General features: G+C 42.8%; 12 protein-coding genes. 2 read left to right on the plus strand and 10 right to left on the minus strand.

Annotation, left to right across the window (positions count from 1 at the left end; translation table 11 throughout):
- Positions 1–73: 73 nt before the first annotated feature.
- The 5 genes from moaA to surE form a co-directional block, all read right to left on the minus strand.
- A complete protein-coding gene (gene moaA, locus JMX48_RS11310) occupies positions 74–1,174 on the minus strand; it encodes a GTP 3',8-cyclase MoaA (protein WP_201537833.1) in 1,101 nt (366 codons plus the stop codon).
- Positions 1,175–1,429: 255 nt separating this feature from the next.
- Positions 1,430–2,725: a gephyrin-like molybdotransferase Glp gene (glp, locus tag JMX48_RS11315; RefSeq protein ID WP_201537835.1), complete on the minus strand. Its 1,296-nt coding sequence runs from the start codon at positions 2,723–2,725 to the stop codon at positions 1,430–1,432.
- Positions 2,726–3,381: 656 nt separating this feature from the next.
- The gene (locus tag JMX48_RS11320) at positions 3,382–4,683 is read right to left on the minus strand and encodes a lytic murein transglycosylase (protein WP_413786365.1); all 1,302 of its coding nucleotides are present in this window, start codon (positions 4,681–4,683) and stop codon (positions 3,382–3,384) included.
- 105 nt (positions 4,684–4,788) lie between these two features.
- Positions 4,789–5,595 (minus strand): peptidoglycan DD-metalloendopeptidase family protein, encoded by an 807-nt coding sequence (locus JMX48_RS11325; protein ID WP_201537837.1) that lies wholly within the window; start codon positions 5,593–5,595, stop codon positions 4,789–4,791.
- A 235-nt stretch (positions 5,596–5,830) separates the two neighbouring features.
- The gene (surE, locus tag JMX48_RS11335; protein ID WP_227687997.1) at positions 5,831–6,757 is read right to left on the minus strand and encodes a 5'/3'-nucleotidase SurE; all 927 of its coding nucleotides are present in this window, start codon (positions 6,755–6,757) and stop codon (positions 5,831–5,833) included.
- A gap of 548 nt (positions 6,758–7,305) precedes the next feature.
- Between surE and JMX48_RS11340 the strand changes: the two genes are divergently transcribed.
- Complete coding sequence (locus JMX48_RS11340) at positions 7,306–7,740, plus strand: MCR_0457 family protein (protein ID WP_201537839.1); 435 nt, start codon at positions 7,306–7,308, stop codon at positions 7,738–7,740.
- Positions 7,741–8,320: 580 nt separating this feature from the next.
- Positions 8,321–9,487, plus strand: a complete 1,167-nt coding sequence (locus JMX48_RS11345) for a D-alanyl-D-alanine carboxypeptidase family protein (RefSeq protein ID WP_201537841.1) — start codon at positions 8,321–8,323, stop codon at positions 9,485–9,487.
- Positions 9,488–9,620: 133 nt separating this feature from the next.
- On the opposite strand, the gene JMX48_RS11350 is transcribed toward JMX48_RS11345, so the two are convergent.
- The 5 genes from JMX48_RS11350 to hisS all read right to left on the minus strand — a co-directional run bounded on the left by JMX48_RS11350 (position 9,621) and on the right by hisS (position 17,113).
- Positions 9,621–11,558 (minus strand): sensor histidine kinase, encoded by a 1,938-nt coding sequence (locus tag JMX48_RS11350; protein WP_201537843.1) that lies wholly within the window; start codon positions 11,556–11,558, stop codon positions 9,621–9,623.
- Between the two features lie 186 nt (positions 11,559–11,744).
- Positions 11,745–13,178 (minus strand): ribosome biogenesis GTPase Der, encoded by a 1,434-nt coding sequence (der, locus tag JMX48_RS11355; RefSeq protein ID WP_201537845.1) that lies wholly within the window; start codon positions 13,176–13,178, stop codon positions 11,745–11,747.
- Positions 13,179–13,619: 441 nt separating this feature from the next.
- Positions 13,620–14,828: an outer membrane protein assembly factor BamB gene (bamB, locus tag JMX48_RS11360; RefSeq protein WP_201537847.1), complete on the minus strand. Its 1,209-nt coding sequence runs from the start codon at positions 14,826–14,828 to the stop codon at positions 13,620–13,622.
- Between the two features lie 85 nt (positions 14,829–14,913).
- Positions 14,914–15,711: a YfgM family protein gene (locus tag JMX48_RS11365; RefSeq protein ID WP_201537849.1), complete on the minus strand. Its 798-nt coding sequence runs from the start codon at positions 15,709–15,711 to the stop codon at positions 14,914–14,916.
- Between the two features lie 100 nt (positions 15,712–15,811).
- Positions 15,812–17,113, minus strand: coding sequence for a histidine--tRNA ligase (hisS, locus tag JMX48_RS11370; protein ID WP_201537852.1), 1,302 nt, complete (start codon positions 17,111–17,113; stop codon positions 15,812–15,814).
- Positions 17,114–17,133: the final 20 nt, after the last annotated feature.

Consider the following 17,133-nt stretch of genomic DNA (forward strand, 5'->3'; position numbering starts at 1 on the left):
ATGCTAGATGCTAGATGCTAGATGCTAGATGCTAGATGCTAGATGCTAGATGCTAGATGCTAGATGCTAGATGCTAGCCACCAATAATCGATAGATTGTGCATGATGCCACTATTAGAGTCGTGTAAGTGATGATGCTCAGGTTTGATCGGCATGAAACTATGTAAGGTATTGACCAACCCTGCGACATTATTTTGCTGTAGATGTGGTCGAATATCATAATTACCTTGATCAAATAAGCACAAATGCACCTTGCCCTGACTGCTGACCCGCAAACGGTTACACGTATCACAGAAGTGTGCGGCATATGGTGCAATCATACCGATGCGACCTACATAGTTTTCATGACTATACTCTACTGCTGGACCGTCAGAGCTGCCTCGTTCATGTGGCTGCCAACCCTGTTCTAGTAGATAATCGATGATAACATCAGACTGAGCATGCTGAGCAAAAAACAAGTCACTATTGTCGCTGGTCTGCATAAATTCGATAAAACGATAAGTGACGGCTCTGTCTTTGACGTAGTCAATCGCTTGCAACAAGTTTTCAAAGGCCGTTTCTGCCATCAGGATACTATTTATCTTAAGCTTAATATCGGTAGTCGCAAGCAATGTATCCATGTCAATGAGCAATTGCGGCAAAGTATTAAAACCCGTCATTTTGTGAAAGGTCTCAGCATCAAAACTATCCATGCTAATGTTAAGCTGGTCCAATCCAGCCGCTTGCCAACCAGCTAAATGCTTGCCCAGCTTATAGCCATTGCTAGTCATGGCAACGGTTTCGATGCCGTTGGTTTGTTTGATGGTTTCAATAATCTCAACAACATCACGGCGAATAGAGGGCTCACCCCCTGTGATTCTGACCTTTTTGGTGCCTACTTGCGCAAAGCCGCGTATCAACGTGGCAATTTCAGGAATGCTTAGCTCATCATCAGGGCGCTTGCCTTGGTAGCCATTAGGCAAACAGTATTCGCAGCGAAAATTACAAAAATCGGTAATGGACAGACGCAGATAAGTCAGACGACGGGCAAAGCCGTCAGTCAAAGGCTGATAATGTTCGCTTGCTTGTTCTGTAGGCGCCGCTACAGATGACGGTATGTTATCCTCGAATATAGCAGGCGCTGAGGTAGGCGAGTACAGTTGCACACGGTCTATTTCAAATTTAGTATCACTCATATTTATTGCCACCACTATTGCTTACTATAAGCCTTACTTTATGATTCGCGTTTAGCCTATCGTTATAAGATTGGTTTTCATTTTTTCTTTAATTTTTCTTCAATTTTTCTATAGCCATCTGATATGGAATTAGGGCGTGTCATTATTTAGATTGTGAGGCTTAAAATGAGATAAATTACAGTCAAGCAAGGAAAATTTATACCAATAGCGCATTTAAGCTCATATAACTGTTTTATTTTCAGCTGGCTATATAACTTAAGTATATAGCCAAGGGAAAGGCTGCACAGTAACGATACTGTTTGCTGAAACATTACCACTGTCTTTATCTAAAACAACAAAACAGTTGGCGCGGCTAAGTTGTTTTATTCTATGTGATTGCTGGCCTGAGAAGCACTCGACTTGGTAACTGCCTATTTCGTTTTGTGATAAAAATCCCCGCTGAAAGTCTTTGCGACCGACTGACTTCCTGACGTCATTAGTGAGTGTTGCTTTGATTTTCAGCTGCATAGGCTGTTCTGCTAAAGGCGCGCCTGACATCTGCCACAAGGCTGGTATCACAAACTGTAAAGCGCCGACTACCGTGGACAAAGGATTGCCCGGTAGACCAAAATACAGTACTGGCTTATCAATGTCTTTACTCAATTCGCCAAACACAAATGGCTTGCCTGGTTTCATCGCCACTTTATAGTGGTTAATCTGTCCTAACGTCTCAATCACAGTGGTCAAAAAATCATAGTCACCAACCGACACGCCAGCCGTTGAAATCAGCACATCACAGTCTTGCATGGCTTCATTGACTGCGGCAGTCGTCTGCTCTAAATTATCAGGAATGATGCCATAATCACGAATACTGATGGGTAGATCAGCCAGTAAACTCTTAAGGGTTGGTGTATTAGAATTATATATTTGCGCCAAGCTTGTCAGCTCATCACCAATGGCAACCAGTTCATCCCCTGTGGCCAATATGCCTACCGTAAGTGGCTGAAATACGCTGACTTGACTGACACCCAAGTTTGCCAATAAGCTAATATCAGTAGGATTGATGCGCTTACCTATTGATAAAACGGCTTCACCCGACTCAACTTCTTCACCTTGTCTGCGTATATTGCTATCGATCTGCGCCGTTTGTGCTAGCGTTATGGTGTAAGGTTGTGACTTATCAATGGTACTCTTTATTTCAGCAAAGTTCGTGTTTTCTTGCATGATGACCGTGTCACAACTGTCTGGTACCACTGCACCCGTAAAAATGCGAACGCCCTGACCCGCTATCAGCTTGCCAGTATAAGCACTACCCGCCTGTGACTCGCCAATGATTTCGATAATACTATCACTTGATAGCTCGCTACCTTGAGTAATCGCGTATCCATCCATCGCCGATACATTTTGTCTTGGCACATCAAACGCTGAGGCAATATCTTGAGCCAGTATCTGATGACGGCTTTTTAATAGATCGCAGGTATTAATCGCTCTTTTTTGTAGCGGAAAGTCGTTCTTATTATAGCTGTCTACACGATCCGTTATCGCAGCCTGCAATTCTTCCATGGTAATCATAAGGCAACACCCTGTTAGTCGTTATTATTATTCGTATTTAAAAAAATCTTGTCTAGCATTAATCATTCGCAGACTAGGGCGTGTCCTCAATTCAAACGATTGTATCTAAATGGGCTAAAAATGGTTAAATTTTGCCAAACATTGTCAAATAGCTGATTGATATCTCGATATTATTTGCGCTATTTTCCTCGTTTGACGGTAATTTATCTCATTTTTATTACCTTTTTTAGAATGAGGACACGCCCTAAATTGCTTGTACCAATACTATTTATTAATCTCTGCTTTAACTGTAGTCAGTTTACGCTAATTGCAATAGTGTAATTTCTGCAATAGTGTATAGTCAAAGAATAATAGATTAGCTACAGTACTGCTGGGATGAATTTTTTGAAGCCTCTGTCTGCTTAGGCACAGCAAGCGAGGAAGATTTATACCAGCAGTATCTGATGTATCGATTTAACTTTTCGATCATTATAGTTTTCACCATTTCGATAAATCTCTTAAAAAGCAGTCATAGAATAAAGCAAAAAAGCACCTTGTTAAGGTGCTTTTTTGTTGTACTTATAAGGTCATAACTTTAATAATACCAGTTAAAACCTCCGACTAAAACAGCCCTATCAAAACCAGTGGATACTAAAAAACAGCGTCAACAATCGACTTCACCATGATGCTAAAGAAGACGCACTACGCTGAGTGATAAAGCCATCTGGAGTCTGACCGTTATCTCCTTGCCAGCGTTGGAATGCCATACGGGTGTTAGTACCAACGACGCCGTCAGCGCCTTTAGTATCATAACCCGAGCTGGTCAAACGCTGCTGTAAATTGCGTACTTGAGACGTCGATAATGGACGCTCATAGCGCGGCCATGATTTTTGCAAACCACCTTGTCCAGCAAGTGCTTTGCCCAACAAACTGACACCCAACGCATAACTAGAAGAGTTGTTATAGACTTTAATGACATCAAAGTTTGGACTGAGTAGTAGCACTGGGCCATCTTTTCCAGCAGGCAACCACAGCTCCATCTGAGTGTTCGCATCCAAGTATACATCGGCTATCGTATCGACACCCATAGCCGCCCATCTAGCCGCTGGTTGCTTGCTACCCACCACTGAATAATCAAATGAGGCAGGAAGCGTTACTTCATAAAATGGCGCTAGACCACGAACCCACCCTGAATTGCTCAGATAATTGGCAGTAGATGCCAAAGCGTCGCCTGTGGCCCAAGGGTTGCGGTGACCATTGCCATCGCCGTCCACGCCCTGTTTGAGCCAAGTTTCAGGGATAAACTGGGTCTGTCCCATCCCGCCTGCCCAAGAGCCATCAAGCTCTGACCAAGACACATCTCCACGTTGCAATAACGTCGCAAGCGATAATAGCTGAGTTTCAGCAAATTCTTGACGACGACCATCATAAGCAAGGCTTGCAAGAGAGCTTGGCAAACTGCTATTCCCAGTCACAGCGCCATATGACGACTCCATACCCCATATCGCCGCGACAATCTCTGCATTGACGCCATACTGTGACTCTAACTGCGATAAAAATGCGCGTTGCTCGGCAAACTTACGCTTACCAGTGCCTACTCGACCGTCTGATACAGCAGAATCCACATACTCCCATGGCATTTTAGAAAACTCTGGCTGTCCTGAGTCGAGCGAAATAACTTGCTGATTTAAGTAAGCCAAATCAAGCAAACGACGAACCGTCGCAGCATCATGGCCTGACGAAATTGCACGCATAGAAAAGTCTGACTTCCAATCAGAAAAGCTATTATAACTTGGCTTGGCAACAGGCTGCGGCTTGACAACTGGGCGCGGCGTTGGCTTTACTTGAATGGTTTGAGTCTGCGTGATCTCAACATTGCCTTGACGAACCGGTTTGCTCTGTTTTTGCATTGCCTGTTGGCTCGTACACCCGACCATCACTAAGGCAGGAAAAAGGGCGATATATTGTTTTTTTAACATTATAAAAATCTCAGGTATGAATAAGTAAAGTGGCTCAGATATTATAGTGACTCAAATAAAATGATTGAATTGTGGCCTAAATCAATCAAAAGAATCGCGTCAAACTTAACGCCCCAATACCGCACGTGGGTCGATAGGATTGCCATTTAAGCGCACTTGGAATTCCAAACCTACTTGATTGGTCTGGCCACTGCTACCCATATTTGCGATACGCTGACCACCTTGTACGGTGTCACCTTCTTTGACGAGTAACTGGCTATTATGAGCATAGGCGGTAATATAGTTATCGCTATGACGAATCATAATAAGGTTGCCATATTCTGGTAGACCATTGCCTGAGTAAAGCACCGTTCCAGACTGACTGGCAAGCACTGGATCACCAACATTACCAGCAAACCACATACCCATATTGCCCGCTGCTGCATCGAAATTGCGAGTTACTTGATTGCGAGTCGGATATTCATAGCCTGAGGTTGCGTTGGCCGTTACTTCGTATACAGGGGACTGTGAGCTATTATTGGGCGTACTCGTCACAGGAGTCGTATAGGTTGGCTGTGACACTGTCGGTGTAGACGCGTTGTAGCGGTTATTATTGGCGGGCGTGCCTTGACCTTCCCACAGCTTCAGCCATTGACCGCTATAGATTGTATATTTACTGTCTAAGCCATTGAGCGCGCCAATTTGACGGTAATTGAGACGATAACGCTCAGAGATTTGGCTGACCGTATCGCCACGCTGTACACGATGATAGTTAGGAACGCCTTGGGCGTTGGTGATAATCTTAGGACCAACTTGGTTGGCGGTCTGATAAGTAGGCTTTGTGGCACAGCCCACCATCGTTAACGTTGCTACTGTCATAGTGCCAATCAATGCCACTGTTACAAAGCGCGATCCAGCGATAAGCTTCTTCATACAAGGTTTCCTATTCTTTATGTGACTCACAAACTCCTTGTGCTACCCACAAGCATTTTGCTAAATTTTATATCATTTAATATGGGATAAGCACCATCACAAATAGCTTGATAGACCATACTTCCCCGCATCTTCTGTTCATAATAATCTTTTGCTACTAAATAATCTTGTGCTACTACTCACCCTCTGCTACTAGCTACTACTAACAGTGGAACTCATCTCTACTGTCGTTAACTTATAACAATAACGCCGAAAGCGTCTCTATTGTGGCGGCTGGCGTATGATGTAGCCTTACTGGTGATAGACTAATATAACCCGCTGCCACCGCTTGGTGATCTGTCAACTGTACGGCAAGTGGCTGAACACCTTTTTCGTAGACCGTTTCTTGAGGCACTATTTTTTGAGAGACCGTTTCTTGAGAGACTGCTTGCTGAGATAACGCTTCACAATCTAACCCATCTTGCGCTAATAGTGAGCCATTTTCATTACTGTCGGGCAATTCATACGGGCGTTTACGTAAGGATAACCAGTATGCCTCTCGTCCCCGTGGATCAATGATATGGTGCACAGGACGTGCAATCTGTCTGTGTCCTAAAGACGTTATTTTTCGACCTTTGATATCGTCAGCACTATCAACATCAGGAATGTTAACGTTTAATACGTGATAGGGCAAATTTTTGCAGGCATCTAATATTGGCGTTTCTATTAATAATTTGACAATCTCATCTGCCGCCATTCGATAATGACTTGCCTGCTCTTGCCCATCACCCTTGGCACCGCCGCCCACTAGCGAGGTCGCAATAGCGGGTATGCCAAAAAGCTCTGCTGTCAACGCTGCGCCAAAAGTGCCCGAAAATAAAACGTCTTGACCCAGATTGGCACCTGAATTAATACCCGTAATCACACAGTCGAAGTGCGTATGGCGATATAGCTCATTTAATGCTAAATAAACACAATCAGCAGGTGAGCCATTGACAGCAATAAAGCCAGAAGCCAATTGGTGCGTATATAATGGCGTTGAGATACTCAAGGCACTAGCGCAGCCACTTTGCTCATCATTTGGCGCAACCACCACTACCTCTGCGATAGTAGACAAAGCTTGATACAGTGCCAATAATCCCGGAGCATACACGCCATCATCATTACTAATTAAAAATCTCATTTGTGCTCAATATATGTCTGTTTAACCGTCTGTCTACTTGTTAACTTTATCATTTTAAACTTGGTATAATTAGCCTCGTCAATAACAGCCATCATTTTTCATGGACGTTTGACTGGCCAAATAACGCCAGTATAAACAGTGAAAAAGACGACGATACAGACATCATAAAATAGACTTAAATTGATCTTAAACTGATATAAAAAGGCTATGAATCTGGCCGATTATACCCTAATAGTAAGCTGATACGAACCCAGTGTTTGCTCATAATTTATATGATGTATTATTTTATTAAAGGCGTTATCTTTATCTACAGCGAATCTGTAAAAGTGAAACGACAAGTTCTCACTTTACATTAGACAACAACGTACAACAATATAAACTTATACGTTTATGCTGACGTAACTTATGAGCATATGATGCTGATATGTTGCTAAAACATAGGTTTGGCTCACAAGACATCTACACATAAGTCAATATTTTATGTGACTTTTATTTTTTTACCCATTAACATATGACCATTAAACAAAGATAAGCGAGTGTGATACTGAATGAAAAATCAATCGATATTATCTATAGCTTCTGTGATAGCAAAGACCGCCTCAAAAGTTGGTCTTGCAGGACTGATAACGTCTATTGCCATGCTTTCTCAAGCATCTTTCGCGGCGAATAATCCTGCGACAACCATTCCTCTAGACATGTCTGGTATCAACGTAACCAAACATGAAATTGCGGTTATGCAAGTGTTATCAGAGATATGCCCGTCAATGCTCGCTGGCAAACAAAAACAGCGTTTTTATAAATCTTATAACGTACAGCTTCATGAATTGATGCCGTCTTTAGAAGATCCAAAAGCCGCTATCCAATATCTATCAACTCAGCAAGATTATCGTCAGATACTACAAGGCATTCGTAACTGGACGATGAGTTTCTCAAAACAGGACAACAAAGCCCTGTGCGAAGATTTGGCAGATGCTGAGTATTGATAGTAGAATTTTATGAGTCAATCTCATCAAAGTGCGTTAATTGACTTTTTATCTACTCTCCAATGATGAAGCGCAACAAGAGTCAGCGTCAATGTTGAGCGGATAAAGCCTGCTATCATTAACGACAAAAAAATGACGGCTTTATTTGTGTTGAGATGCTGATTGTGTTTTATAAAAACTGGGATTATAAGCTTATTTGCTAAGTTTATAAGCTTAAAAAGCTTAAAAAGCTTGCTGCCATTCCGTTTAAAAACGGATGATGCAGCAAGCTTTTTTATGGCAGTCTACTTTGTTGCCGTCAAGATATCATAAAACCCTAATAATATAAGCAAACGCTTGATAATCATCAGGCTTTCTTTTTAATCAAGTCCTTTTTTTTATATTTATCGATTCCCCATCGGTTGGCATTTTGCTAAGATAAGGCCTTAATTTTATGTCTGTCGTTTAGTCGTCATTGCTCTCATTCATACGTTATTTTCATACAAGGTGTTTGATACATCTTGCTCAGAATAATGGATAAGAGTTAGTGCTGCGTACAAGCGATAGATACATTTGGTTTCATGATGCGGTGTAACAATCTATGACAGTAAAGCGTGTGAAAAAACAGTTAGTACAGCTGGTAGTTGGTGTGAGTGTTTCTATGAGTGCCGTGATGGCGAGCGCCGCGATACAGCCTCCTGAGATGGATAATACTGCCTATGTACTAATGGACTATAATACAGGCGAAATCTTAGCACAAAAAAATGCCAATACCGCTCTTCCACCAGCGTCCCTGACTAAAATGATGACCAGTTACATCATTGAGCAACGCCTAAAGTCAGGCGATCTGAAAGAAGACGAACAAGTGCTGATGAGTCAGAACGCTTGGTGCCGTGGCAGTAGCGAACAATCCTGTATGTATGTTCCCGTCAATAAGACGGCTAGTGTCATTGATATGCTGCGCGGCATTATCATTCAATCTGGTAATGATGCTTCAAAAGCAATGGCGGAACATATTGCTGGTAGCGAAGATTCGTTTGCCATTTTGATGAATGAGCAAGCAGAAAAAATCGGTATGAAAAATACCAATTTCGTCAACGCCACTGGTATGCCTGATGACGGTCATGAAGCATCTGCTATCGATTTAGCCAAACTGGCACGTGCTATTATTAAAAATAGCGGCGATTATTATGGCATTTACTCAGAAAAAGAATTTAGCTATAACGGTATTACTCAAGGAAACCGTAATGCGCTACTTGCCACTGATTCCACAGTTGATGGTCTAAAAACAGGACATACGGATGCAGCTGGCTATTGCTTGGTTGCCTCAAGCAACCGTAATGGTATGCGTCTAATTTCTGTGATTATGGGTACGAAAAGCCAGCAAGCACGCGCCGATCAGTCACGTGAGCTCCTCAATTGGGGCTTTGGCCATTTCACCACTGTGACAAAAGCACCTGCTGGACAGTTCGTGAGCAAGATACCCGTATGGTTTGGGAAAACGGCAGAAGTAGAACTAACCACTGGTAACAATTTACAGATTTTGACCAGTAAAACGCAAAAAAATAAAATCACCACCGTTGTCGACATTCCTGAAAGCTTAGAAGCACCTATCAAAAAAGGTCAAGAAATTGGCAAAATGATGGCGGTCATTGACGGTAAAGCAGTGGCCTCAGTTCCTATTGTAGCGACTAGTGACATCGAGCAGTCAGGTTTTATGAGCCGCGCTTGGCAGCATGTAGTACGCTGGGCAAAGAATCTTTTCTAATAGACGCTTTATCTATAGATCACGACTCTGACGACGTATTACTGAATCAGAAAACCACTTGATAAAAAAATCACTTAATAAAAAAGACGCCTCAATATGGGGCGTCTTTTTTATGTCCAGACTAAGGCATGTCCTATGTCCATACCAACCAGTGCTTGAGCAAATCGCTCAACGCCTTATCCTCGTAACTAGTACTATGACAATAATCGATACCAGCCGCTTTTAGACGGTGCTCAAAACTGTCTATATAATGCATTTGATGCTCTGGATACCAATATACCAATAAAGCACGGTGCTCACTTTCAGATTGACGAATACACTTGGCTAAAGATTCAGCGTTGCTTGGCACGATATCTTCTGCAAACATTACCATGTCAATTTTTTTGATACTCATGTTATCGATAACAAGCTGTTCATGCTGGCAGTAGATGACAGTAGCGCCCAACTGCTCCAGCTCATGCGCTAAAGACCCCGTTTCGTGATAGTAATAATAAATAATCGTCAGCGTCGCCAATAAATTCTGATGCCGAGACTGGTGTTGATTGGGCATTGCTATCGTCAATATAAACTGAGTACCTAATCCTAGCGTGCTATCGACCTCTATAGTAGCGCCCATGAGCTGAGCCATTTGCTTAACGACTGGTAAACCCACACCCCATCCTTCGTACTGACGAGTTTTTGATGAATCCACTTGAAAAAACGGATTAAAAATATCATCAATATAGTTACTATCGATACCAATGCCCGTATCTTTGACACTGACCTGCCAGCGATTACTTTTATCAAAATGAGTCAATTGTGAGGTAATTATTACTTGTCCAGCGGGCGTAAATTTAATCGCGTTGCTGAGCAGTATCGATAGTATTTGCTGGATTTTTTCTGCATCCCCTTCAAGCTTATAGTCTATATGATGAATGCGACTGATTAAATCCAACCCTTTTTTCTGAGCGATAGGTTCAAACTCTGTCAAAAGCTCTGCCATCAAATGTAGCGGGTTAAACTCACTAGAATTGACAACCATCTGACCTTTTTGGATTTGATTCAATTGAATAATATGGTCAAGCGACGACACCAATTTATCACTACCATTACGAATAATTTGAACAGCGTCTCTTTGCTCTATGTTGAGCGTTTCATAATCCAATAACTGTAAGCCACCTACGATAGCATTTAGCGAAGTTTTTAACTCATGGGTTATCATACTTTGAAAATTATGCAGTTGCACATCAAGAGAGAGATCTTTTTTATGCAATTGCTGCTCAAAGAGAGTAAACGATTCATACTCTTGTTGGGCTTTCTGCAAACGATTAAACAAAGCAATGAACGTCTGCTTAATCTGCATCAATTCTTGAAAGTCGTACTGCTGAGAGATGATTGGCAATTGCTTGAGATCAGGAGTTTTTAGAACGATGTTACATACATCAGTTAAAGCCTCTATATCTCTAACAGGCCGATTAAGCTTACGCAAGATATACAGCCCCCAAAGAGCCGTAATTATCATGGTAATCAACCATGATAGTAGGTTACCTTGGAGCCAATATAAACGCAGTGCATGTACATCTAAAGTAATATTAATATACCCTACTAAGGCACTGTTTTTAATGGTTGCATCAGTAGCTGACGATCCTCGCATACCCTCTGATAACGTTGCGGCCGATTGTTGATTAGCGTTTGATTGATTCCGCTCGCTATCCATTGCAATATAATTGCTGATTACAGGATAGTTAAAGCTGACTGTATCGGCAAATAAAGCCTTCTTCCAATCATCTCTTGGTCGATTGACATCCCTAATAGGCTGAGGTGTTGAATAAAAGGAAATGCTTTGAATGTTTGGATCGCTCTCTAACAAAAACCGCACTTGTTCAGCCACAATATCAGCGCCCTCTGCTGTCGATGCACTGGTCGTTAATAGCAACGCTATCTGCTGAATATGCTGGCGTTTCTCTTTATAGTGATGTAATAAATCATAAATTGAAGACAATAAAAAGCCTACCAGCACAGACACCATTATGGCCTGTATGATAGATCGCCAGATAAGCGTAGATATGGTTTGAGAGGGAGGGTTGTTCATATCACTCAACTGAGTCAAGACAACTTTTATTTATATTACAGGTATTTTGAGGATGTGATAAGTGAAACATTTTAGTATTTATAGGTCACTCTTTATGATGGTTAAAACAGAGATCCTACTAGCGCAGTATTAAGCTTACTTTACCGTGCTCTGTCGCACGATAAAGTAAATAATGCATCAGCTGACCTAGCGATTGCGAGGTTTTTTATCTTTGTCTTTAGTGGTAAATTTCTGTGTTCTATTACGCTCGCGTTGACGTAACTGTTGCGCCTTCGCTTTGGTTGGCGTATCACTCTTATTAGCATAAGGGTTGTCATTCTGTTTAAAGATGACATTGAGCGGCGTGCCTTCAAGCTTGAATACTTGACGGAACTGATTTTCAAGATAGCGCTGATAGCTCTTAGGTAATGCACTGGTTTGGTTACCGTGAATAACGATCACAGGTGGATTGTGACCACCAATATGTGCGTAGCGCAACTTAATACGGCGACCAGCTACCGTCGGTGGTGGATTGGCAGTAACGGCATCTTGTAAAATCTGAGTCAAACGATTGGTTGACACCTCAAACATGGAAGATTTATAAGCACGCAAGATAGAGGGATATAAATTACCGACGCCAGTACCATGTAACGCTGATATCAAATGTACTTTTACATAAGGTATGAAGTTGAAGCGGCGATCCATCTCGATCTTGATGTAATCTCTTTGATCTTGCGTCAGGCCATCCCATTTATTAATCGCAACCACCAAGGCACGACCTGCATCAAGTGCATAGCCAATCATATGCAAATCTTGGTCTACAATACCCTCGTGAGCATCAATTACAATAACGGTCACGTTAGAATCTTCGATTGCCTGCAAGGTTTTAATAACAGAGAATTTTTCTACTTTCTCATCGATTTTGCCACGACGACGTACGCCAGCGGTATCGATTAATACATAGTCTTTGCCTTCGCGCTGATATGGGATGTAGATACTGTCACGCGTGGTGCCAGGCATATCGAAAACCACGACTCGGTCTTCACCCAATAGACGATTGACCAGTGTCGATTTGCCAACGTTTGGACGACCGATAATGGCAAGTTTCAACCCTCTCGGCTCTACAATATTTTCTTGCTCGGGCATATCAGCAGTCAATACTTCTAGCAGATTTCCCACACCGCGACCATGACTGGCAGCCATTGGATACGGCTCACCCAGTCCTAACGCGTAAAACTCAGCAGGCGCTGCGTCATGGGCACCATCGACTTTGTTGGCAACGACATAGACTGGTTTGCCAAGGGTATGCAAAAACTTACCAATTTCGGCATCCGCACCAATCATACCAGCACGAGCGTCAACGACGAATACAATAATATCTGCTTCGTGAATCGCAGTATGCGACTGCTCAGACATATAATCATCAATATTACCGCTGCCATCATCTGCCTCACCAATACCACCCGTGTCTACCACGATGAAAGATTTGTCTTCATAGGTAGCATCACCGTATTGACGGTCACGAGTCAGTCCTGATAAATCAGCAACCAATGCCTGCCGACTTTTTGTGAACTGATTAAATAAGGTGGATTTACCGACGTTTGGACGACCAATTAAGGCGACCACAGGCTTGATACTCATGGGGTACTCTCAGTGAAAGGCACAATGACGGACGGTACAGATACTCTTATAAAAAAAGGAGAGCATAGGCTGCACTTAACCGCGAATTAAAATGAATGATAAAACAATAGAGAAAATGATAGCCGACTATATTATGATTAATGCATAGTACTACAATTAATAAATAGCATTGCGATTAGCAAATAGTATGTAGGCTGACTAAATTATATATAAACAGTATATATGGATAATGCCTAAGGCATATCGGTCGCATAGGTTACGCGAAAGCCTGTATTTACACAAGCAATTTACACAAAGCAGTAAACGCTGACCGAGCAGCGTTTACTCTTACATCCCATAAAACCATCATCAACGAGTTTGCTTAATGATGGTTTTGAAATATACCAATTAACTTATTATTTGACTAGCTATTCTGTAAGCAGTGGCAAGTTAATAAGAAAATTAGCGCGCCAACTGCCAGATAGCCACTTGACCTGAGTTACTTTGGGTTATTAAGCGGCTGCCTTGTGCTTGTAAGCTACTCAAAGCCCCTTTGGTCTGTATACGGCTGACGATTTTACCACTAGCAGGGTCAAATAAGTGTACGACACCATCCAAATCACCCACTGCAATATAATTACCAATCATCACAGGATTGGTCAAATGACGATAAGCCAGCTCTTCACTTTCCCACAACACCTCACCACTAGTGCGATCATAAGCAACCACTTTACCATCTAAGCTTGTGGCAATGACTTGCTGGTTATTTACGGCAAGCGACTTTAGACTGGCAAGCTCTTTGACAAACATCACTTGACGAGAGGCCAAATCAATACCTATCAACTGACCACTATAACTGATCGCAAATAGCTGGTTGTTATCCACGATAGGCATGCCATCCACATCGCTCATGCGCTCAACTTCGCTACTACCAGTACCTACGCCAATGCGTCTTGACCACTGCGGTAAACCACTATCAGCTGTCACTGCATGCAAACGCCCATCGGCAGTCGCTAATAGTGCGGTTTTACTGTCTAATAACGTTGGCGCAGCACTACCGCGCACACTGATTGCTGGCACTTGTGTGGCGAACTGCCATACAGATTGACCGGTTTGTAATGATAAACCGTGCAAAAAGCCATCGCTTGCCGATAGAATCACACGATTATTGGTAATAAGCGCGGGCGTCAAAACCGACCCTGACAGCTGCTGCTGCCAACGTTTGGCTCCAGTACTACTATCAAATGCCATTATCTGACCATTACGAGTACTGACAATCGCTGTTTGGCTTAATGCATCTAAAGCGACACCGCCTGTGATTTGATCATCGACATTGATTGACCATAAACGTTCACCCGCACTATTAAAGCCTGTTAAATCACCACCGCGCGATGCCGTTACGATTTGTCCATTGGCATAGCCCACTTGCAAATCTAGCGGATCCTTTTTACTGGCTTTTTTATTACCAACGTCAGTGCTAAAGACAGGTTGCAGTACACTAACAGGCGCCGCGATCTGTACCAGCTTTACCGGCTCATTAACCACTGGTTTGATACCGCGATTACACCCAATCACCGCAGTGCTCATTACTGCCAGTACAGCCACATGCATGACCGTCGTTTTGATGGTTTTAGCTTTTACTATTTTGCCAAAGCGAATAGATTGAGTCATTATAGGTTCTCACTACAAATAAATTATTAATAATTAGGTAAAACGCTAAAGCCATTATTAGTCAATAGCGCTTATTACTATACAATTACTGGGCAACCTCGACAGCAGGATTTTCTGCAGAACCTTCTTGTACTACTGGCTGTTTAGGCGCAGTTGACTCTTGAATAAGACTTGCTTGTTCATCGATACGCTCAGGCACAAGACCCAAACTTTCCATCTTTAACGCCAATACTGCTCGCGTTTCTTGACGGCTACGTAACAGCTCCCAAGCATTACTGTACGACTTAATCGCTGAATCTTTATTGCCTTGCGCCAAATAAATATCCCCTAGCAATTCTTGCTGGCTGGGTTCAAACGAGCTTGGCATATCGTTGTTCGCTTCTGCTAATGCAGCATCTGCATTGCCTGCAGCTAATAAGGTGGTCGCATATCGCAGACGTGTGATTGCCTGTAAACCTGCATCGCCTAAATCGATTGTCAGCGCTTTCTTAAGCGTCTCACTTGCCTCCGCAAACTCATCGTTATCAATTTGCTGACGCGCTTTAATCATCAAGGCCTGCCAAGCATAAACTGAATCACCGTGTTTGCTTACTAGTGCATCGATATCTTTATTCATCTGTGTACGATTCTGCGTAAGCGCTTTTTTCGCTTCTGCCTCTAAATCTGGGTTTTGCGAGGCCAAACTGACTTCTTCATTCAACCGCTGGATATCTGCATAATGATCTGCTGCAACGGTATCTACCCGCGCATGGTTTTTTTGCCAATAGGTCCAACCAAAATAAGCGGCTAACGCCAATAAAATCGCAGTGACAATGTAGCTGCCGTATTGCTTTAACGCTTGCATTGAATTGTCTGTATTTGGCGAATTAGGTGTCAGAGCCATATATATTTACCTGATAAAATTGTTATTTAATTGCTGCTATTAAAGTCAAAACCGATGATATATTGGCAGATATTGTTGTTCGTGCAATTCATTGTGATAATCAGTTGCGAGCAAAGTTGTCTTTATTCAATAACCAATCTTGCGCAACTGTCTGCTGCTCACCCGTCTGCATGTCTTTAATGCTAATGGTATTATCATCAAGCTCTTGCTGCGCGATAATGACAGTCAATGCCGCGCCTGACTTATCCGCTTTTTTCATTTGTGCTTTTAGGCTCGTGGCACTCGCCATTTTAACTCGTATGTCTGGGCGACTATAACGTAAGCGCTGCGCATAACCAATACCAGCAGTATAAACCTCAGGATGAGCGACCACGAAGACATCACAAGCAGGTACATTGGCAATCGGTGCGACGGCTTCCATGAGCAATAACAAACGCTCAAGCCCCATACCAAAACCAATAGCAGGCTCAGACTTTACTGGTTTTTTCTCTGCTTTATCATCGCGCCCGTCGACAGATTTTAGCTGTCCAATCAGACCATCGTAGCGACCACCCGCACAAACAGCCGCTTGGCTACCAAGTTTATCAGTGACCCATTCAAAGACGGTTTTATTATAATAATCGAGCCCACGTACTAAATGTGGATTGATCTCAAAACTGATGCCAAGCGTGGTCAAATAGGCTTGAACTTGCTCAAAATGCGCCATACTCTCTGCACCCAAGAAGTCAGCAAGCTTTGGCGCGTCTACCAATATCTTTTGTGTGCTCGCCTCTTTACTGTCTAAAATACGTAGTGGATTGGTCGTTAAGCGGCGTTTGCTATCATCATCGAGCAAGTCTTTCTTGTCCGTTAAATACGCCACTAGTGCTTCGCGATAAGCGTGACGCTCATCAAGCTCACCCAAACTATTGAGTTGCAAGCGCATCTCATCTTTTAGGCCCAACTCTTGCCACAGAAGATGTGTCATCGCAATCAATTCAGCATCGGCATCAGGTAGCGCGCTACCGAAACTTTCGACACCCAATTGATGGAACTGGCGATAGCGCCCTTTTTGCGGACGCTCATAGCGAAACATCGGACCGATATACCATAATTTGGGGGTGTCGCCACGTAATAGATTGTGCTCAATCACTGCGCGCACGGCTCCTGCCGTACCTTCAGGACGTAATGCCAATGGTGTGGGTGGTTCAGATTTATCAAAAAAACTGTACATCTCTTTTTCAACGATGTCCGTTGACCCACCAATGGCACGCGCGAACAAATCGGTTTGTTCAACCAGTGGCAAACGAATATGCTCATAGCCGTATCTGCCCATCACATCCGCCAATATCGCCTCTAAATGCAGCCATTTTGCAGCCTGTTCCGGCAAAATATCATTGAATCCTTTAATCGCTTTAATCATGGTACGGTCGTATCCTTAAA

The organism is Psychrobacter immobilis (assembly GCF_904846225.1).
Lineage (GTDB): Bacteria > Pseudomonadota > Gammaproteobacteria > Pseudomonadales > Moraxellaceae > Psychrobacter > Psychrobacter immobilis_F.